This window comes from Streptomyces sp. NPDC001843 (assembly GCF_042891955.1).
Taxonomy (GTDB): domain Bacteria; phylum Actinomycetota; class Actinomycetes; order Streptomycetales; family Streptomycetaceae; genus Streptomyces.
Genome location: NZ_JBIATQ010000008.1, coordinates 295,052 through 313,202 on the forward strand (window position 1 = coordinate 295,052; position 18,151 = coordinate 313,202).

The 18,151-nt window shown below is 73.1% G+C and carries 18 protein-coding genes; 4 read left to right on the forward strand and 14 right to left on the reverse strand.

From position 1 onward, the window contains the following. Positions 1–59 precede the first annotated feature (59 nt). From ACFYZQ_RS21965 to ACFYZQ_RS21975, 3 genes are all read right to left on the reverse strand, one after another. Entirely contained in the window at positions 60–1,124 is a 1,065-nt protein-coding gene (locus ACFYZQ_RS21965; RefSeq protein ID WP_389150191.1) for an LCP family protein, read from the reverse strand. A gap of 74 nt (positions 1,125–1,198) precedes the next feature. Beyond that, positions 1,199–2,578: an endo-1,4-beta-xylanase gene (locus tag ACFYZQ_RS21970; RefSeq protein ID WP_389150194.1), complete on the reverse strand. Its 1,380-nt coding sequence runs from the start codon at positions 2,576–2,578 to the stop codon at positions 1,199–1,201. A 101-nt stretch (positions 2,579–2,679) separates the two neighbouring features. Beyond that, complete coding sequence (locus ACFYZQ_RS21975) at positions 2,680–3,711, reverse strand: LacI family DNA-binding transcriptional regulator (RefSeq protein WP_389150197.1); 1,032 nt, start codon at positions 3,709–3,711, stop codon at positions 2,680–2,682. A 111-nt stretch (positions 3,712–3,822) separates the two neighbouring features. On the opposite strand from ACFYZQ_RS21975, the gene ACFYZQ_RS21980 reads away from it, so the two are divergent. After that, positions 3,823–6,129 (forward strand): glycoside hydrolase family 3 N-terminal domain-containing protein, encoded by a 2,307-nt coding sequence (locus ACFYZQ_RS21980; protein WP_389150199.1) that lies wholly within the window; start codon positions 3,823–3,825, stop codon positions 6,127–6,129. Positions 6,130–6,317: 188 nt separating this feature from the next. On the opposite strand, the gene ACFYZQ_RS21985 is transcribed toward ACFYZQ_RS21980, so the two are convergent. From ACFYZQ_RS21985 to tsaB, 4 genes are read right to left on the reverse strand one after another with little or no spacing between them, the layout of a single operon-like run. Further along, positions 6,318–6,584: a hypothetical protein gene (locus ACFYZQ_RS21985; protein WP_389150202.1), complete on the reverse strand. Its 267-nt coding sequence runs from the start codon at positions 6,582–6,584 to the stop codon at positions 6,318–6,320. Beyond that, complete coding sequence (gene tsaD / locus ACFYZQ_RS21990; RefSeq protein ID WP_389150205.1) at positions 6,581–7,666, reverse strand: tRNA (adenosine(37)-N6)-threonylcarbamoyltransferase complex transferase subunit TsaD; 1,086 nt, start codon at positions 7,664–7,666, stop codon at positions 6,581–6,583. The genes ACFYZQ_RS21985 and tsaD overlap by 4 nt, the downstream gene beginning before the upstream one ends. Then, on the reverse strand, positions 7,659–8,180 hold the full coding sequence (gene rimI, locus ACFYZQ_RS21995) for a ribosomal protein S18-alanine N-acetyltransferase (RefSeq protein WP_389150419.1): 522 nt from the start codon (positions 8,178–8,180) through the stop codon (positions 7,659–7,661). Before rimI ends, tsaD begins: the two co-directional genes overlap by 8 nt. Positions 8,181–8,209: 29 nt before the next feature. Further along, entirely contained in the window at positions 8,210–8,866 is a 657-nt protein-coding gene (gene tsaB / locus ACFYZQ_RS22000) for a tRNA (adenosine(37)-N6)-threonylcarbamoyltransferase complex dimerization subunit type 1 TsaB (protein WP_388798585.1), read from the reverse strand. Between the two features lie 126 nt (positions 8,867–8,992). Between tsaB and ACFYZQ_RS22005 the strand changes: the two genes are divergently transcribed. Continuing rightward, positions 8,993–9,541 (forward strand): hypothetical protein, encoded by a 549-nt coding sequence (locus ACFYZQ_RS22005; protein WP_389150208.1) that lies wholly within the window; start codon positions 8,993–8,995, stop codon positions 9,539–9,541. A 298-nt stretch (positions 9,542–9,839) separates the two neighbouring features. Here the strand turns inward: ACFYZQ_RS22005 and ACFYZQ_RS22010 are convergent, their stop codons facing one another. The 5 genes from ACFYZQ_RS22010 to ACFYZQ_RS22030 form a co-directional block, all read right to left on the reverse strand. Further along, positions 9,840–10,007: a hypothetical protein gene (locus ACFYZQ_RS22010; protein WP_389150211.1), complete on the reverse strand. Its 168-nt coding sequence runs from the start codon at positions 10,005–10,007 to the stop codon at positions 9,840–9,842. A gap of 130 nt (positions 10,008–10,137) precedes the next feature. After that, entirely contained in the window at positions 10,138–10,650 is a 513-nt protein-coding gene (gene tsaE, locus ACFYZQ_RS22015; protein ID WP_389150214.1) for a tRNA (adenosine(37)-N6)-threonylcarbamoyltransferase complex ATPase subunit type 1 TsaE, read from the reverse strand. Next, positions 10,616–11,887, reverse strand: coding sequence for an alpha/beta fold hydrolase (locus tag ACFYZQ_RS22020; RefSeq protein ID WP_389150217.1), 1,272 nt, complete (start codon positions 11,885–11,887; stop codon positions 10,616–10,618). Before ACFYZQ_RS22020 ends, tsaE begins: the two co-directional genes overlap by 35 nt. 79 nt (positions 11,888–11,966) lie before the next feature. After that, on the reverse strand, positions 11,967–13,145 hold the full coding sequence (gene alr, locus ACFYZQ_RS22025) for an alanine racemase (protein WP_389150220.1): 1,179 nt from the start codon (positions 13,143–13,145) through the stop codon (positions 11,967–11,969). A gap of 854 nt (positions 13,146–13,999) precedes the next feature. After that, the gene (locus ACFYZQ_RS22030; protein ID WP_389150223.1) at positions 14,000–15,433 is read right to left on the reverse strand and encodes an NAD(P)H-hydrate dehydratase; all 1,434 of its coding nucleotides are present in this window, start codon (positions 15,431–15,433) and stop codon (positions 14,000–14,002) included. Positions 15,434–15,570: 137 nt separating this feature from the next. Here ACFYZQ_RS22030 and ACFYZQ_RS22035 point away from each other — a divergent pair, with 137 nt between their 5' ends. Continuing rightward, on the forward strand, positions 15,571–15,993 hold the full coding sequence (locus tag ACFYZQ_RS22035) for a hypothetical protein (protein ID WP_389150226.1): 423 nt from the start codon (positions 15,571–15,573) through the stop codon (positions 15,991–15,993). On the opposite strand, the gene ACFYZQ_RS22040 is transcribed toward ACFYZQ_RS22035, so the two are convergent. Continuing rightward, entirely contained in the window at positions 15,962–16,720 is a 759-nt protein-coding gene (locus ACFYZQ_RS22040) for a helix-turn-helix domain-containing protein (RefSeq protein ID WP_389150229.1), read from the reverse strand. The two genes, ACFYZQ_RS22035 and ACFYZQ_RS22040, sit on opposite strands and share 32 nt — an antisense overlap. A gap of 88 nt (positions 16,721–16,808) precedes the next feature. Between ACFYZQ_RS22040 and ACFYZQ_RS22045 the strand changes: the two genes are divergently transcribed. Continuing rightward, positions 16,809–17,798 carry an LLM class flavin-dependent oxidoreductase gene (locus tag ACFYZQ_RS22045; RefSeq protein WP_389150232.1) on the forward strand — a complete coding sequence of 330 codons (990 nt, stop codon included), beginning with the start codon at positions 16,809–16,811 and terminating at the stop codon, positions 17,796–17,798. Here the strand turns inward: ACFYZQ_RS22045 and ACFYZQ_RS22050 are convergent. After that, a complete protein-coding gene (locus ACFYZQ_RS22050; RefSeq protein WP_389150235.1) occupies positions 17,753–18,124 on the reverse strand; it encodes a holo-ACP synthase in 372 nt (123 codons plus the stop codon). The two genes, ACFYZQ_RS22045 and ACFYZQ_RS22050, sit on opposite strands and share 46 nt — an antisense overlap. Positions 18,125–18,151 lie beyond the last annotated feature (27 nt).

Here is an 18,151-nt window from a genome sequence, read left to right on the forward strand (position 1 = left end):
CCCCGGTTACGGTGACTTGGTCACCGCATCAGACCCACCGGGGGCATCAGAGGTTGCCCTCAGCGCAACGACTTCCACAGCGCGCTCGCCGCCGGTTCCTTCGCGACGACCCGGTTGGGGTCGGAGGGGGCCGGCAGGACCGGCATCATGACGGTCTTCACCCGGTCGGCGGACAGTCCCTTCAGGCTCTGCCCCAGGCGCATCAGCTTTGTCAGGGAGTTCAGGCCGGTGTCCGTCGTGAGGCTGCCGGTGATCGCGTCGGCCGCCCGGTAGAGCCTGGTGGGGTCGGTGAGGAGGTCGGTGGACGCGATCTGCTTCAGCAGGGCCTTCACCAGTTTCTGCTGCAGGCCTATGCGGCCGAGGTCGCTGCCGTCGCCTATGCCGTGCCGGGTGCGGGCGAGGGCCAGGGCCTGCTTGCCGTCCAGGTGGTGGGTGCCGGCCCTGAGGTGGAGATGGCTCTTGTCGTCGTCGATGTCCGCGCCGGTGGTGACGGTGACGCCGCCGAGGGCGTCCACCAGCTTCGCGAAGCCGGCGAAGTCGATCTCGATGTAATGGTCCATACGGACGCCGGTGATCGACTCGACCGTCTTCACCGCGCACACCGGCCCGCCCACCGAGTAGGCGCTGTTGAACATGGTGTCGTGGGCCACCGCCGTGGAGCCGCCCGAGGACAGGGGGCAGGACGGGCGGGTGACCAGCGTGTCCCGCGGGATGCTGACGACGGTGGCCCCGGTGCGGCCCGCGTCGATGTGCACGACCATCGCCGTGTCGGAACGGGCGCCGGAGCTGTCGCCGCCGCCCAGCTCCTCGTTGGCCTTGCCGCTGCGCGAGTCCGAGCCGAGGACGAGGATGTTCAGTGCCTCGGTCGGCAGCGGGGACGCGGACGCCGAGGCGGACACGGACGGGGCGGTGACCGCCTTCACCGGGCGGTCGTCACCGAGCGCGCTGTCGATGTCGACGCTTTTGATGTTGTGGTTGAGGTGCCAGTACGCCCAACCCGCCGCCGCGCCGCCCAGGACCAGCGCGGCGGCGAGGGTGAGGCCGACGGCCTTCAGTACCGCCGGCCTGCGGCCTCCGCGTCTGCCCCCGGCGCCGTTCTCACCGTTCTCGCCGTGTCCCGTCACAGGCAGGAAGGTAAGTGTGAATTATTAGGAGACTGTTAGCAGAAGCCGTGCGGAGCGGTTTTCTTGGCAGATTCTCATCCCAGGGTCACCAGCGGCACCGGATTGCTCCCGTTCCACGACCCGTTGAACCCGAAGGTCACCGAACCCCCGTCCGGGACCGTCCCGTTGTACGGGGCGTTCGCGCACGTCACGGTCGCGCCCGACTGGGTGCAGTCGGCGTTCCAGGCCTGGGTGATCTGCTGGCCGGCGCCAAAGGTCCAGCTCGCCCTCCAGCCGGACAGCGAGGCACCGGCGCAGGAGATCTTCACCTGACCGGTGAACCCGGTGTTCCACTGGCTGGTGACGCTGTACGTCGCCGTGCACGCCCCGTTCGTCGGCGGCGGGGTGGTCGAGCCGCCGCCGAGCGCCTCCGCGATGCCGTGGTAGGCGGGCTTGGGGCTGTAGTTGTCGTCGTACGGGGTCGCCGCCCCGTAGCCGGGGAACGTGCCCGGCACCCAGGAGTCGGAGTCGGCGAAGCCCCAGACGGTGACGTTGACGCAGCGGGTGACCGCCGCGCAGGCCGCGACGACCGACTTGAAGTCGGCGGCCTGCTGGGTGAGTTTCGCACTGTCGGCGGGCAGCGCCATCCGGATGTCCAGCTCGGTGATCGCCACGTCCACGCCCAGGTCGGCGAAGCGCTGGATGTTCTGCTGGAGGGTGGACGGGACCTGTCCCAGGACCAGGTGGGCCTGCAGACCGACGCCGTCGATCGGGACGCCCTGCTGCTTCAGGGACTTGACCAGGTTGTACAGGGCGTTGCTCTTGGCGTTGACGCCCTCGACGTTGTAGTCGTTGATGTACAGCTTGGCGTTCGGGTCGGCCGCGTGGGCCCAGGTGAAGGCGTTCGCTATGTAGCCGGAGCCCAGGCTGTTGTACCAGAGGGTCGGGCGGTAGGTGCCGTCCTCGTCGAAGGCCTCGTTGACCACGTCCCAGGCCGCGATCTTCCCCTTGTACCGGCCCACCTCGGTGCTGATGTGGTTCTGCAGCAGGGTGCTGAGCTGGGCGGAGGTCCAGTTCCCGTTGGTCAGCCAGTTCGGGTTCTGGTTGTGCCAGACCAGGGTGTGGCCGCGCACCTGCTGGTTGTGGGCCTGAGCGAAGGCGACGATCTGGTCGGCCTCGGTCCAGTCGAAGCTGCCCTGGGTGGGCTCGACCGAGCCCCACTTCATGGCGTTGCCGGGGGTGAGCGAGCTGAACTGCGACCCCGCGATGTCGCCGTAGGTGCCGGTGAGCTTGGAACCGGTGACCGCCGTGCCGATGACCTTGCCCTTGGCCGCCCCGAGATCCCTCAACGGGGGGTCGGCGGCGTGGGCCGTCCCGGCGGCCAGCAGGGCGAGGGTCGTGGCCGCGCCGGCGGCCAGGGCGGCCAGACGCGTGGCGAAGGGGGTTCTGGCCGAAGGAGTCGTGGAGGTTCTCATGCGGGTGCCTCCGAAAGTTTCGGTCGTGCAACCGATTGACTTCGGTGGAGTGTGGGCGCGCCCTCACCACCCGTCAACACGTCAACTTCCGGCCACCGGTGTCACGGAGCGGCCGGGGCCGCCGTGGAGCTGCGCACGACGAGGCTGGTCGCCAGCTCCACCCGGGTCGCCGCCGTGGAGTCGTCGGCCCGCCCCAGTTCGAGGACCAGCTTGGCCGCGGCCTCGGCCATCTCGGTCAGCGGCTGCCGTACGGTCGTCAGCGGCGGCCCCACCCAGCGGGCCACCGGCAGGTCGTCGAAGCCGACCACGCTCAGGTCCTCCGGGATGCGCAGCCCCAGCTCACGGGCGGCCTCGAACAGTCCGAGCGCCTGCAGGTCGTTGCCGGCGAAGACGGCGGTGGGCCGGTCGGGACGGCCGAGCAGTTCCAGGCCCAGCCGGTAGCCGGCCTCGTGGTGGAAGTCCCCGGCCTTGATCATCCCCGGGTCGACGGGCAGCCCGGCGGTCTCCAGCGCGGCCCGGTAGCCGTCGACCCGGGCGCGGCTGCACATCATCCGGGAGGGGCCGCTGATCGCGCCGATGCGGGTGTGGCCGAGCTCGACGAGATGGCGGGTCGCGGCCAGACCGCCCTGCCAGTTGGTGGCCCCGATCGAGGGCACGTCGGCACCCGGGTCGCCGGCCGGGTCCATCACCACGAACGGGATGGACCTGCTGGTCAGCAGCGCCCGCTGGGACTCGTCGAGTCCGGAGAGCACGAGGATCACACCGTGCGGGCGGCGGGCGGCGACCTGGTCGGCCCAGGTCCGGCCGGGAGTGAGCCGCCCCGCGCTCTCGCTGAGCACGACGCTCAGCCCCGCGTCCCGGGCGACGTTCTCCACGCCCCGGATGACCTCCATCGCCCAGGCGCTCTCCAACTCGTGGAAGACCAGGTCGATCAGCGGGGAGCGGGAGGCCTCGGCACGTCGCCGCCGGTAGCCGTAGGCGCGCAGCAGTTCCTCGACCCGGGTGCGGGTGGCGGGGGCGACGTCGGCACGGCCGTTGAGCACCTTCGAAACAGTCGGAGCGGACACACCGGCCTGACGAGCGATTTCGGCGAGGGTCGCGGTCTGCGTTCCTACGGGCTTCGGAGGCTTCATGCCCGCGATCGTATCCCTGCGAGACCCCTTGACGAAGACCCTGCCCCGCCATAGATTCCCGGAACATTCGAGATTTTATCCGAAACATTCGTGAGCAGAGACGGGAGTTACATGACAACCGCTCCTTGGCGCGACTCCGCCCTGCCCGCCGCCACCCGAGTCGACGACCTGCTCGCGAGGATGACCCTGGAGGAGAAGGCAGCCCAGCTGTACGGCGTATGGGTGGGTGCCGCCACGGACGGCGACGGTGTCGCCCCGCTCCAGCGCGAGATGACGGCCGACTACGACTGGGACGAGCTGATCACGCTCGGCCTCGGCCAACTGACCCGCTCCTTCGGCACCGCCCCCGTGGACCCGGCGCTGGGCGCGCAGGCACTGGCCCGCGCCCAGCGCCGGATCGCAAGTGCGGGCCGCTTCGGCATTCCGGCGGTCGCCCACGAGGAGTGCCTGGCGGGCTTCACGGCTTGGGGGGCGACGGCCTACCCGGTGCCGCTGGCCTGGGGCGCGTCCTTCGACCCGCCGCTGGTCGAGGAGCTGGGCCGGCGCATCGGCGAGGACCTGCGCTCGGTCGGCGTGCACCAGGGACTGGCTCCCGTCCTGGACGTCGTCCGCGACCCGCGCTGGGGACGGGTCGAGGAGACGATCGGCGAGGACCCGTACCTGGTCGGCACGATCGGCACGGCGTACGTACGGGGTCTGGAGTCGGCCGGGGTCGTCGCCACGCTGAAGCACTTCGCCGGGTACGCCTCCTCGGCGGGTGCACGGAACCTGGCTCCCGTGCGGGCCGGGGTCCGGGAGTTCGCGGACATCACCCTCCCGCCCTTCGAGATGGCGCTGCGTGAGGGCGGGGCGCGCTCGGTCATGGCGGCGTACACCGAGACGGACGGCGTCCCCGCGTCGGCGGACCCCGGCCTGCTGACCGGCCTCCTGCGCGAGGAGTGGCACTTCACGGGGACGGTGGTCGCCGACTACTTCGGCATCGGGTTCCTGCAGAGTCTGCACCGGGTGGCCGGCAGTGAGGCTGAGGCGGCCCGCCTGGCGCTGGAGGCGGGCATCGACGTGGAGCTGCCCACCCTGAAGTGCTACGGAAAGCCGCTGGTGGCGGCGGTACGGGAAGGCACCGTCCCCGAGTCGCTGGTGGACCGGGCGGTCCGCCGGGTGCTGGTCCAGAAGTGCGAGCTGGGCCTGCTCGACGAGGACTGGCGGCCGGAGCCGTCCGGTCCGGTCGACCTGGACTCGGCGGCCAACCGGGCGCTGGCGCGGCGCCTGGCCGAGGAGTCGGTGGTGCTGCTGGACAACCCGGACGGCGTGCTGCCGCTGGCCCCGGACACCCGTGTCGCGGTGGTCGGCCCGCGCGCGGCCGACGCGCTCGCGATGCTGGGCTGCTACTCCTTCCCGTCCCATGTGCTCACCCACCACCCCGAGGTGCCGACGGGCATCGGCATCCCGACGGTCCTTCAGGCGCTGCGCGACGAACTCCCCGACGCCAAGGTGGCGTTCGCGGAGGGCTGCGGGGTGTCCGACCCGGACACCTCCGGCTTCGAGGAGGCGGTGGCCCGCGCATCCGAGGCGGATGTGTGCGTGGCGGTGCTGGGCGACCGGGCGGGGCTGTTCGGCCGGGGGACCTCGGGCGAGGGCTGCGATGTGACGGACCTCGAACTGCCCGGCGTGCAGGGCGATCTGCTGGACGCGCTGGTCGCCACCGGGGTCCCCGTGGTGCTGGTCCTGCTGACCGGCCGCCCGTACGCCCTCGGCCGCTGGCACGGCCGGCTGGCCGCCGTGGTCCAGGCGTTCTTCCCCGGACAGGGCGGGGGTCCGGCGGTGGCCGGGGTGCTGTCGGGCCGGGTGAACCCCTCGGGCCGGCTCCCGGTGAGCGTCCCACGCGTCCCGGGGGGCCAGCCGTGGACGTACCTCCAGCCGCCGCTTGGCCTGGCGGACGAGGTCAGCAACCTCGACCCGACGCCGCTGTATCCCTTCGGGCACGGGCACGCGTACACGGCGTTCGCGTGGGAGGACTTCACGGGCACGGACCCGGAGATCGGCACGGACGGGTCGTACGACATCTCGCTGACGGTCCGCAACACGGGCGACCGCGCGGGCGCGGAGGTGGTGCAGCTGTACCTGCACGACCCGGTGGCCTCGGTGACCCGCCCGGACGTCCGTCTGATCGGCTACCGGCGCCTGTCACTGGAGCCCGGGGAGGCGGCCCGTGTCACCTTCCGCTTCCACACCGATCTGTCGGCCTTCACGGACCGTTCCGGCACCAGGGTGGTCGAACCGGGCGCGCTGGAGCTGCGGTTGGCGGCGTCCAGTGCGGACGTACGGCACACGGCACGGCTGAGCCTCACCGGGCCGGTACGTCCGGTCGGCACCGACCGGCGGCTGCGGTGCGAGACGGCCGTGACGGCGGTCGGCTGACGAAAACACCCCCGCCCCCCGAGAATCGGGGGGCGGGGGTGAGATGGAGCGCCGGGCAGGCCTTGCACCTGCATTTCCCCGCAGGAAGCGGGGCGTCTTTCCTTGGACCACCAACGCACTGTGTCCGGGCCGGTGTTCCGGCCGTTCACATGTGATGATCATAGCCTATGGACGGGTGCCCGCACCACTCAGCGGCCAGGCTCCCCGTCGACCGGCTCGAACCGCCACCGATGTACCGCCCGGGTGACCAGATCCCCGTCCGGCTCGGGCAGTTCCGGCAGCTCCGCGTCGTACTCGGCGTCCCACCAGGTGATGACGAGGACGCGGTCCTGCGGGGCGCGGAAGGTCTCGCGGCGCAGCGGCTCCTGGGCAAGCCTCTGCGCCCGGGCCCATGCGAGCAGTTCGGCACCCCGCCCCGCCGCCGCACGGGCCTCCCACATCAGGGCGACCGTCATGAGTAGAGGTTCTCCTCGCCGGCCTCGTGCACATGGTCGTGGCCGGGGACGTGCGGGTCGGTCACAGGCAGGGAGGAGTCCGCGGACAGGTCCCAGCTGGACGCGGACCGGCCGCGGGCCACCATTTCGGCGCCCAGTGCGGCCACCATCGCGCCGTTGTCCGTGCACAGCTTGGGGCGCGGGACGCGCAGCCGGATGCCGGCCGCCTCGCAGCGTTCCTGGGCGAGGGCGCGCAGCCGGGAGTTCGCGGCCACGCCGCCGCCGATCATCAGGTGGTCGACGCCCTCGTCCTTGCAGGCCCGCAGCGCCTTGCGGGTGAGGACGTCCACCACGGCCTCCTGGAAGGAGGCGGCCACGTCCCGGACCGGGACCTCCTCGCCGGCCGCCCGCTTGGCCTCGATCCAGCGGGCGACCGCCGTCTTCAGGCCGGAGAAGGAGAAGTCGTACACCGGGTCGCGGGGGCCGGTCAGGCCGCGCGGGAAGGCGATCGCCTCCGGGTCGCCCTCGCGCGCGTACCGGTCGATGACCGGGCCGCCGGGGAAGCCCAGGTTCAGCACGCGGGCGATCTTGTCGAAGGCCTCCCCCGCCGCGTCGTCGATGGTCGAGCCCATCGGGCGTACGTCCGAGGTGATGTCCGAGGACAGCAGCAAGGAGGAGTGGCCGCCGGAGACCAGCAGCGCCATCGTCGGCTCCGGCAGCGGGCCGTGTTCGAGCTGGTCCACGCAGATGTGGGAGGCGAGGTGGTTCACGCCGTACAGGGGCTTGCCGAGGGCGTAGGCGTACGCCTTCGCCGCCGAGACGCCGACCAGCAGGGCGCCGGCGAGGCCGGGACCGGCGGTCACCGCGATGCCGTCCAGGTCCCTGGCGGAGACGCCCGCCTCCTTCAGCGCGCGGTCGATGGTGGGCACCATCGCCTCCAGGTGGGCCCTGGAGGCGACCTCCGGCACGACCCCGCCGAAACGGGCGTGCTCGTCGACGCTGGAGGCGACGGCGTCCGCCAGCAGGGTGGTGCCGCGGACGATGCCGACGCCGGTCTCGTCGCAGGAGGTCTCGATCCCCAGCACCAGGGGTTCGTCAGCCATTGCTCTCTGTTCCTTGTTCGGAGGGGGAACCCGCGGCGGAGCCGCTGCCGGACTGCATGGTCAGGCGCATCACCAGTGCGTCCACGTTCCCCGGCTGGTAGTAGCCGCGCCGGAAACCGATGGGCTCGAAGCCGAAGCGCTCGTAGAGCTTCTGGGCGCGGACGTTGTCCACCCGGCACTCCAGCATGACCTCGGCGCACTCGAAGGCGGTGGCCGCGCGCAGCAGCTCGGTCAGCAGCCGGCCGCCGAGGCCGGTGCCCTGGCGGTCCCGGGCGACGGCGATGGTCTGGACGTCGGCCACCGCGGCGAAGTCACTGTCGGGCGTGGCGCCCTGCGCGGCCAGGCCCGCGTAGCCGACGATCCGGTCGTCCTCCTCGGCGACGACGTACCGCCGGTTGGCCTCGGGGCCGCGGGAGTGGGCCAGCTCCGACCAGAACATGCCCCGGGACCAGGTGTCCTCGGGGAAGAGTTCCTTCTCCAGTTCCAGCACGGGGTCGATGTCCCACCAGCGCATCTCGCGCAGTCGGGGGGTCGCGGGTTCGGTCACTTCGGGGTGACCACCTTGTAGTTCTTGGGGACCTGGGCGTCGGGGCGGCGCAGGTACAGCGGCCTGGGTGCCTGGAGCTCCTCGCCCGCGGCCAGCTTCTCGGCGGCCAGCGAGGCGAGGGCGGCGGCGGAGACGTGCTCGGGTGCGTGCGCCTGCGGGAAGGTGGCGGGGTAGAGCAGCGCGCCCGCGCCGACGGCCGGCAGTCCGGCCACCCGCTCGGCGATGTCGGCGGGCCGGTCGACGGCGGGGTCGGTCAGCCGGGTGCGGGAGTCGGCGTAGGTCGCCCAGTAGACCTCCTTGCGGCGGGCGTCGGTCGCCACGACGAACGGGCCCTTCTCGATGTCGGCCGCGTAGGCGAGGGCGTCGAGCGTGCACAGGCCGTGCACGGGCACGCCGAGGGCGAGCCCGAAGGTGTCGGCGGTCATCAGTCCCACGCGCAGCCCGGTGTAGGGGCCGGGTCCGATGCCCACGACGATCCCGGTGACGGCCTCGAGCTTCAGCCCGGCCTCGGCGAGTACGCGGTCGACGGCCGGCAGCAGCAGCTCGCCGTGCCGGCGCGCGTCCACCTGGCTCGAGGAGGCGATGACGGCCGTGCCGTCGTGCAGCGCGACGGTGACGGCGGGGGTGGCGGTATCCAGAGCGAGCAAGAGCACGCGAACAGCCTACGGCTCCGCACGGCCCGTGTCGGCCGTCCCGGCCAGGTGGTCACCGAGTGCTACCGTCTGCACAACGTTCTGTACGAAGTAGGACAAATAACACGAGACAGAGGTGGGCGACACGTGGCAGGGACCAGCTCGTCGATCGTGGCCGGGCTCACCGCGGCGGCCGTCGGGGCGATCGGCTTCCTCGCCTATCAGGCCTCGGCCACCGTCCCCGCCGGGCCCGGCAAGGCCCCGGCGAGCGCGTCGCCCCTGCCGAAGGCGCCCCGGGACAGACGGGACCCCCTGGCGCTGCCCGCCATGTCCGGATCGGGTGAACGCGTCGTGTACGCGATGGACGACGACCGGGTCTGGCTGGTCAGTGACCGCAACCGGGTGCTGCGCACCTTCGGGGTGAGGCCCGGCAGCGTGGACCCGCTGCCCGGCGCGTACGTCGTCACGTCCCGCTCGAACGCGGTCACCGGCACCGACGGCACCCCCATCGAGCACGTCGTGCGCTTCACCAGCGTGGACGGGGTCGCCATCGGCTTCAGCGCCGCGGTGGACCAGGACGCGGCCCAGGTGCCGGACCCCACGGTGCGGACGGGCGGGATCCGCGAGACACGGGCGGACGGGGAGGCGATGTGGATGTTCGCGACGATCGGGGTGCCGGTCATCGTGCTGCGGTAGGCCCTGCCGGGCGGATGGGGCCGCGGGGACCCCGACGGCTCGTCGCTTCCCGCGGCGCCGTGTGCCCGCGCGGCGCCGGCGACGCCGTACGCCTGCGCCTTCCGGCGACGCCGAACTCACACGTCCCGGCGAGGCCGTATCACCCGCCCCGGGCGCCCGCGCGCCCTGGCAACGTCATGCACCCGCGCCCTCCGGCGACGCCGGGCTCCTGCCTGGTGCGCGCGGGCGTGCGACGCGGGTGCGGGCGTCGTCCGTTCGTCGGGCGCTTGGGCCCGGCCCCGGTCCGCGCGCCCCGCGATCACGCCGCGTCGCGGTGCGGTTCCACCGGCTCCAGCCGCTTGGGCTCGGGTTCCGCCGGCGGGCGAGAGATCACCGCCGCTGCCGCACAAGAGGCCAGCAGGTCGCGCATGGACACTCCGGCGGGCACGGGCGGCCGCCACGGCACCGTGGGCTGAGAAACGGGCATGGGGCGCCTCCTGAGGTGCGGGGGCGGGCGTACTTAGGCAGACCTAACTACGGACTGGACACCATGTCATCACGGCTGCCAGGTCCGGCGCAATATGTTGCCGACGGCTTGTCGGCACGTGTCGGCGGCGTCAGGCCGCCAGCGACTCCAGGTCCACGGACTCCCACCGCTCGCCGAGACCGGTGAGGGTCACCCGCCGCACTTCGTCGGTGGTGTCTCCGAGGGTCCGGTGGATCACGACCTGCAACCGGTCCTCGGTCAGTTCCTCGACCTTCCCCTCGCCCCACTCGACGACGATCACCGAGTCGGGCAGCGACACGTCCAGGTCGAGGTCCTCCATCTCGTCCAGGCCACCGGACAGCCGGTAGGCGTCGACGTGGACGAGCGGCGGGCCCTCCCCCAGCGACGGGTGGACCCGGGCGATCACGAAGGTCGGCGAGGTGACCGCGCCGCGCACGCCGAGCCCCTCGCCCAGCCCGCGGGTGAGCGTCGTCTTGCCCGCGCCGAGCTCGCCGGTGAGCATCACCAGGTCGCCCGCGCGCAGCAGCTTGGCCAGGCGGCGGCCCAGTTCCCGCATCTGCTCCGGGGAGGTCACGGTCAGCTGGGTCTCAGCGGGGTTGTGCGGTGCTGCTGGTGCTTCCATAGCCACTTACCGTAGCCCCTGCGGGCACGGCGCCCGCGCGGGTGAGCAGGTCGGCGAGGCGGTCGGTGACCACTTCCGGGTGTTCCAGGATGACCAGGTGCCCGGCGTCCGGTACGAGGACCAGTTCGGCGTCGGGCAGCAGGTCGGCGATGGCCTCGCTGTGCTCGCTGGGCGTGACCAGGTCCTGGACGCCGGCCAGCACGAGCACCGGCATGTCGGTGAAGCAGGCGAGGGCCTCGGTCTTGTCGTGGTCGGTGAAGGCCGGGTAGAACTCGGCGACCACGTCGATCGGGGTGGACTCGATCATGCGTTCGGCAAACCGGGCGACCGCCGGGTCCACGTCCCGCCCGGCGAACGAGTACCGCTTGATGATCCCGGCGAACAGGTCGGCCGTGGCCCGCCGCCCCTTCTCCACCAGCGCCGCCTGCTGCCCCAGCGCCTTCAGCACTCCGGGGAGCACCCGGCGCACCGCGTTGACGCCGGCGACGGGCAGCCCGAAGTTGACCTCGCCGAGCCGCCCGGACGACGTGCCGACGAAGGCGGTGGCGACCACCCGGTCACGGATCAGCTCCGGGTACTGCGCGGCCAGCGCCATCATCGTCATCCCGCCCATGGAGTGCCCGACCAGCACGATCGGGCCCTCGGGCGCGGCCGCGTCGATGACGGCCTTCAGATCGCGGCCCAGTTGGTCGATGGTGAGCGGCACCCCGTTCTGGACCTGGTCCACGCCCCGCGCCGACCGGCCGTGGCTGCGCTGGTCCCAGTGCACGGTGCGTACGACACCGCGCAGGGCGGCGCGCTGGAAGTGCCAGGAGTCCTGGCTGAGGCAGTAGCCGTGGCTGAAGACCACGGTGACCGGGGCGGGCGCCTTCCGGCCGAACAGCCGCCGCCGGCGCGGGGAGAGGTTCGGGCCGCCGGTGTCGGGCTCGACGTCGTCGACCTCGTAGTACAACTCGGTGCCGTCGTCGGCGTGCGCCTTGCCCGGGGTGCCGCGCAGCGCCCCGTACGGACCCGCCGAGTCCAGCGCCAGCCGGGCCTTCCTGCGCATCCCCCGGCCGACGGTCATCCGCTCGATGGCGACACCGGCGGCCGCGCCCGCGGCGAGCACGCCTATCGCGGCGCCGGCGAGGCCGGTCGCCCTGCGCCAGCCCCCGACCGCCCCCGCGGCGGAGGCGACGACGGCCGCCGCGGCGACATCCGCCACGTCGGCCACGACCTCCGCGCTGCTCTCGCTCACGTACCGCTCCTCATCACGACTGCTGCTGCGTCACAGGTGCCACCATGGCCACACCACTCCGGGTGCCCACCGGTGCGGGTTACCCGTCCTGCCGGTCTTGTTCCCCGTTCACATAGACGCGCGGAACACGCGTTCCGATCCGCGTGACGATCTCGTACGCGATCGTGCCGGACGCCTGCGCCCAGTCCTCCGCGGTGGGCTCGCCCCGGTCGCCGGGCCCGAACAGCACGGCCTGCGCGCCCGCCTCGGGCTCGTCTCCCCCGAGGTCCACCACGAACTGGTCCATCGCGACCCGTCCGGCGACCGTACGCCACTTGCCCGCGACCAGGACAGGGCCGCTGCCGGAGGCGTGCCGGGGGATGCCGTCCGCGTAGCCGACGGGCACCAGGCCGAGGGTCGTCTCACCCGGAGTGACGTAGTGGTGCCCGTAACTGACCCCGTGCCCGCCCGGTACGTGCTTCACCAGCGCCAGCGACGCCGACAGGGTCATCACCGGACGCAGCCCGAAGTCGGCCGGGGTGCCGAGTTCGGGGCTCGGTGAGATCCCGTACACGGCGATGCCCGTCCGGACGAGGTCGAAGTGGGCGTGGGGCAGCGTGAGCGTGGCCGGGGAGTTGGCGATGTGCCGCACCTCGGGGCGCACGCCGCGCCCCTCCGCGTACGCCAGCATCTCCCGGAAGCGGACGAGCTGGGCGTCGATCGAGGGGTGGCCGGGCTCGTCGGCGCAGGCGAAGTGGGACCACAGCCCGGTGATCCGCAGCAGCCCCTCGCGCTCGGCGTGCAGGGCCTCTGCGACGAGTTCGGCCCAGTCCGGACCCGGCTGGCAGCCGCCGCGGCCGAGCCCGGTGTCGGCCTTGAGCTGCACGCGCGCGGGACGGCCGGCCTGCCGGGCCGCCGCGACGACCTCGCGCAGCGCCCACATGGCGCTGACCGACACGTCGAGGTCGGCCTCGATCGCCTCCCGCCACGGCCCGCCCGGCGTCCACAGCCAGCACATGATCCGCCCCGGCAGCCCGGCCGCGCGCAGTTCGAGGGCCTCCTCGGGGGTGGCCGTGCCGAGCCAGCCCGCCCCGGCGGCGACGGCCGCGCGGGCGCACGGCACCGCCCCGTGCCCGTACCCGTCGGACTTCACCACGGCCATCAGGGCCGCCTCGGGCGCGCGGGCACGCAGCGCCCGCACATTGGCCCGCAGTGCGGCCAGGTCGATCTCGGCGCGGGCGCGCAGGGGCGCGGTCGGCGCAGGTGGTCTTTCAGTCATGGCGCCCCCAGTGTCTCAGAGGCCCCCGAGAGCCCCCGGGCGCAGGCCCGCCGACGCAACACGCCCCACAGCCTGCGCGCGTCGGCCAGTGGTTCTTGTGCCGCCAGTAGACGCCGGCCCTGGTGGCGTACCGTTCCTGTGGACTGAGCAGGATCGAGCTCCTCAGCCGCACGCCCCGGACGGTTGTGGGCGCACTGGTCTCCGGCGTACTCAGCCCCGGGGCAGCGAGACGAATCGTGTCCGTGGTCCGATCCCGGGAGGCCGGTTTCCTCACGACTTGGCCAGGTGGGCATGGCTGGAGGCGACGGGGAGGCGGCCGAACCATCACTCCGGTGGAGCGGGGGCCCCGCACTCCGCCAGCTACCGCTGGGAGGTTGCCCTCAGGCGCCATGCCCGGCGTCCTAGATCGCACACTCACCCTAGCCGGAGCCTCTCCTGACGCTGGAAGCCCAGAAACCGACGATCACACGATCGAGGTGAACCAACCTTGTGCACAGCGGCCAGCAGTTGACCACCTTCAGCTTCAGCCACCGCTCGACCTGCCGCTGGTAGGGCATCTGCTCGGGGGTTTCGATCTGCCGGGGCTGGGCGCGCCCCGGGGCCACCGCGGGCACCGATGGGGTCGCCGGGCCGGAGGTCGGCGGTGCGGGAGTGGCGGCCGTCCTTGTGCGGGCGCGGCCGAGGTGGTTCCGGCTGCCGGGAGGGCGGTGGCGGCGGCCAGGAGCACGGCGATGCCCCGGTAAGCGATATGTCTGCTGATCACACCATCAGCCAAGCCGCCCGCTTCGCCGAATCCCGGCAGCCGCGCGGGGAGGTCACCCGAGGGGACTCAGGGGACCCAGGGGGCCTCGCGCTCAGTCGATCACGTCCCGCCAGGCCTCCGGGATGGCCGCCGCCACGTCGTGCGCCCCGGCCGGCGCCCCGTCCGCCGCGTACCGCCCGGCCAGGCCGTGCAGATACGCCGCCGCGCTCCCCGCGTCCAGCGCCGACAGCCCCGACGCCAGCAGCGACCCGGCCAGCCCCGACAGCACGTCCCCGCTGCCGGCCGTGGCCAGCCAGGGCGTCCCCGTGGCGTTCACCCGTACGGGCCCGCCCCCCGGGTCCGCGACCAGCGTGGTCGACCCCTTCAGCAGCACGGTCGCCCCGTACAGCAGCGCCAGCTTCCGCACGGACTCCAGCCGAGCGCCCTCGACCTCCTCGCGGGCCACCCCGAGCAGCGCCGCGGCCTCACCGGCGTGCGGGGTCATGAGGGTCGGCGCGGTACGGGCCCGTACGGCGTCCCGGTCGGCGAGGCGCAGCCCGTCCGCGTCGACGAGCACCGGCACGTCCGTCCCCACCACCTCGGCGACGGTGGCGGCGTCGTCCCCGGCGCCCGGCCCGACCACCCAGGCCTGCACCCGCCCCGCCTTGTGCGGGCCCTGGTCGGAGACGAGGGTCTCGGGAAAGCGGGCGACCACGGCGTCCCCGGCGGGCCCGACGTACCGCACGGCACCCGCCCCGCCGCGCAGCGCCCCCGACACCGCGAGGACGGCCGCGCCCGGGTACCGCGCCGAGCCGGCCGCGATGCCGACGACACCCCGCCGGTACTTGTCGCTCTCGGCCGCCGGCCGGGGCAGCAGCCGGGCCACGTCCGCGTGTTGCAGGGCCTCTAGTTCGGCCTCGGGCGGCAGCTCCAGCCCGATGTCCACGAGGCGCACGGTCCCGGCGTACTCACGGGCGGGGTCGACCAGCAGCCCCGGCTTGTGCGTCCCGAAGGTCACGGTGAGGTCGGCCCGGACCGCGGCCCCGCGCACCTCCCCGGAGTCCGCCTCGACCCCGCTCGGCAGGTCCACGGCGACGACCGCAGCCCGGGAGGCGTGGGCGGCCTCCGCGAGCGGGGCGGCGTCGGCGCGCAGGCCGCCCTTCCCGCCGATCCCGACGATGCCGTCGACCACGAGGTCGGCCCGGGCGAGAAGGTCCTCCGCGGCCGCACCCGGCCCGGCGACGGTGCCGCCCGCGCGGCGCAGGGCCGCGAGGCCGCCGGGGTGAGTGCGGTCGGGACTGAGCAGGACGGCCGCGACCCCGGCGCCGCGCCGGGCCAGCCGGGCACCGGCGTACAGGGCGTCGCCCCCGTTGTCCCCGCTGCCGACGAGCAGCACGACCCGGCTGCCGTACACCCGGCCGAGCAAGTCCGCACAGGCGGCGGCGAGTCCGGCGGCGGCCCGCTGCATCAGGGCCCCCTCGGGGAGCCGCGCCATGAGCTCACTCTCGGCTGTCCTGACCGTTTCCACGCTGTAGGCGGTACGCATGCGGTCGAGTCTGCCCCGACTGGGCCCGAAGGCACATCCGGGACCCATTCCCTGCGGGGAATTGTCACCCGCGCCCGCGGATCGCAGCATCGGGGCCCGACCCGACAGGCCCCGTCCCGTCCCGCAAGGAGAGACCCATGCCCTACAGCGACCCACAGGACCTCGCCGACCGGTACCTCGCCCCGTGGACGGAGCCGGACGCCACCGCGCGCCGCCAGGCCGTCGAACGGCTCTGGGCCGAGAGCGGCACCCATGTCCTGCACCCGCCCGCGGAGATCCGGCGGATCGCCGCCGAGCTCGGCTTCGACCAGCCGACTCTCGAAGCACGCGGTCACGACGCCGTCGAGACCCGGATGGCGCGCAGTCACGAGCGGTTCGTCGCCAAGGGGGGACTCACCTTCCGGCCGGTCGCAACCGCCGTACGCATGGGCAACGTGGTGAAGTTCCACTGGGAGACGGTGGAGCCCGGCAGCGGTCAGGTGCTCGGCCGCGGTCTGGTGGTGCTCGTCCTCGACGGCGAGGACCGGATCAGCACCGACTACATGTTCCCCGGGGACTGACCGCCGAGAGGATCGCGGCCGTCTCCGCGTCGGCGGGCAGGAAGGCCTCCAGTTTCAGTTCGGAGAGGGTCACGTCGACGGCGGTGGCGAAGGTCGTCACGGTCGTCGTCAGGTGCAGCTCGCCGTGGGAGGACCGCAGCCGCAGCGGGACGGCGAACCCGAGCTGTCCGGCCGACGGCTCCAGATCCGGGACGTGCGCGGCGAGCTCGGCGCGCAGTTCCGGCAGGTGGCCCAGGCGGACCAGGATGTGGCGTGCCCATTCGGCCAGGTTGACGATCCGGGGGGCCAGTCCGTCGGGGTGCAGCGCCAGACGGTAGACGTTGGCGCCGGGGCCCAGCAGCTCGGCGGCCGCTCCCTCCGTGATCAGGCCGAACGCGTCGTTCGCCGCGATCAGACCACCGCGGCGGTCCGTCACCAGCGCGGGGTACGGCAGGTGACCGCGCAGGATGTGGTGGATCGCGGTGCGTACGGGAGCCAGCGCCGGGTCGTCGAGGGAGCTCTCGGGGTAGGCGGGCGCGTACCCGGCGGCCAGCAGCAACTCGTTCCGTTCCCGCAGCGGCAGTTCCAGCGACTCGGCCAGCCGGACGACCATGTTCCGGCCGGGAGCGGACCGGCCCGACTCGATGAAGCTGACGTGCCGCTGGGTGGTCCCCGCCCGCAGTGCCAGCTCCAGCTGGCTGACACGGGAGCGGGTACGGCGTTCACGGAGCGCGCGAGGAAAGTCCACGTCGCCTGTTGTAACGGCGGCGCGGGGCTCCCGGCCATTCCCCCGAGGGAATTGTCGCCGCCCCGCCCTCGTCGCCAGCATCGTCGGCATGGACATCGGTGTACTGCTTCCGACCGGAACCGCCCAGTGGGACCAGGGCGACGATCCCCGCGAACTGGTCGCCTTCGGCCGCGACGCCGAACGCGCGGGCTTCTCCTCCCTGTTCGTGAACGACTCCCTGATCACCCCGCGCGTCGAGGCCCTGACGATGCTGGCCGCGCTGGCCCCCGCCACGGAGTCCGTGACCCTGGGAACGGCAGCGCTGCTGCCTTTCCTGCGCCGGCCGGTGCAGGCCGCCCAGTCACTGGCCTCGGTGGACCTGTTGTCCGGCGGCCGCCTGACCGTGGCCGTCGGCGCCGGCTTCCCGGGTCGTTTCGGCCGGCCCCTCTACGCCCTGTCCGAACTCCCCTGGGAGCGCCGCTTCACCCGCCTGGACGAGACGGTGGCGCTGTGGCGGGCCGTCTGGGCGGGTGCCGACGCCTTCCGGGGCGACATCCTCCGGTTCACCGACATCCCGCCCGGGACCAGGCCGTTCCGTCCCGGCGGCCCGCCCGTCTGGCTCGGCGGCGCCACCCCCGCCGCCCTGCACCGCACCGGCCGGCTGTACGACGGCTGGCTGCCCTACCCGCCCGATCCCGCCGACTACGCGACCGGCCTGCGCGGCGTTCACCGGGCGGCGGCCGAAGCGGGCCGGGCGGCCGGGGACATCACTCCCGCCCTGTTCGTGTCGGTCCGCGTGGACGAGGACACCGAGACCGGCCGCCGGGCGCTGGACCGGTACGCGCACGCCACGTACGGCATGCCGCTGACGGACCTGGAGCGGATCCAGGCGGTCGTCACCGGCTCCCCCGAACAGGTCGTCACGGGACTGCGGAGCTACGTCGCCGCAGGCGCCCGGCACATCGTGGCCCGCCTGGGCGCCGTGGGCCTGCGCGCCCAACGTGAGCAGCTGGAGCGTCTCGCCGCCCTGCTCCCGGCGGTGGACGACGGCCGTCAGCCTTCCGCGATCACGACCGCCGACGCGATCCCGGCGTCGTGACTCAGGGACACATGCCAGGACCGCACGCCCAGTTCGGCCGCCCGGGCCGCCACCGTCCCCTTGACCCGCAGTCGTGGCTGTCCACTCTCTTCGACGTACACCTCCGCGTCCGTCCAGTGCAGCCCGGGTGGCGCGCCCAGCGCCTTGGCCACCGCCTCCTTCGCCGCGAAACGTGCGGCCAGCGAGGCGATGCCCCGGCGTTCCCCGCTCGGCAACAGCAACTCGCCCGCGACGAAGAGCCGGGTCGCCAGGTTGGGCGTACGGTCCAAGGACGCCCGGAACCGGTCGACCTCGGCCACGTCGATCCCGACACCGATGATGCTCATGCGGGGCAGCCTATGGGGCTGGCAGGA

What these genes read in the sequence shown, in the direction of transcription:
- ACFYZQ_RS22050 (WP_389150235.1), bottom strand. Translation starts at nt 18,124, where the DNA reads ATGAGCATCATCGGTGTCGGGATCGACGTGGCCGAGGTCGACCGGTTC.
- rimI (WP_389150419.1), bottom strand. Translation starts at nt 8,180, where the DNA reads ATGCGCTGGTGGGACATCGACCCCGTGCTGGAACTGGAGAAGGAACTC.
- tsaD (WP_389150205.1), bottom strand. Translation starts at nt 7,666, where the DNA reads ATGGCTGACGAACCCCTGGTGCTGGGGATCGAGACCTCCTGCGACGAG.
- ACFYZQ_RS21975 (WP_389150197.1), bottom strand. Translation starts at nt 3,711, where the DNA reads ATGAAGCCTCCGAAGCCCGTAGGAACGCAGACCGCGACCCTCGCCGAA.
- ACFYZQ_RS22045 (WP_389150232.1), top strand. Translation starts at nt 16,809, where the DNA reads ATGGACATCGGTGTACTGCTTCCGACCGGAACCGCCCAGTGGGACCAG.
- ACFYZQ_RS22035 (WP_389150226.1), top strand. Translation starts at nt 15,571, where the DNA reads ATGCCCTACAGCGACCCACAGGACCTCGCCGACCGGTACCTCGCCCCG.
- tsaE (WP_389150214.1), bottom strand. Translation starts at nt 10,650, where the DNA reads ATGGAAGCACCAGCAGCACCGCACAACCCCGCTGAGACCCAGCTGACC.
- ACFYZQ_RS21985 (WP_389150202.1), bottom strand. Translation starts at nt 6,584, where the DNA reads ATGACGGTCGCCCTGATGTGGGAGGCCCGTGCGGCGGCGGGGCGGGGT.
- ACFYZQ_RS21970 (WP_389150194.1), bottom strand. Translation starts at nt 2,578, where the DNA reads ATGAGAACCTCCACGACTCCTTCGGCCAGAACCCCCTTCGCCACGCGT.
- ACFYZQ_RS21980 (WP_389150199.1), top strand. Translation starts at nt 3,823, where the DNA reads ATGACAACCGCTCCTTGGCGCGACTCCGCCCTGCCCGCCGCCACCCGA.
- ACFYZQ_RS22030 (WP_389150223.1), bottom strand. Translation starts at nt 15,433, where the DNA reads ATGCGTACCGCCTACAGCGTGGAAACGGTCAGGACAGCCGAGAGTGAG.
- alr (WP_389150220.1), bottom strand. Translation starts at nt 13,145, where the DNA reads ATGACTGAAAGACCACCTGCGCCGACCGCGCCCCTGCGCGCCCGCGCC.
- ACFYZQ_RS22010 (WP_389150211.1), bottom strand. Translation starts at nt 10,007, where the DNA reads ATGCCCGTTTCTCAGCCCACGGTGCCGTGGCGGCCGCCCGTGCCCGCC.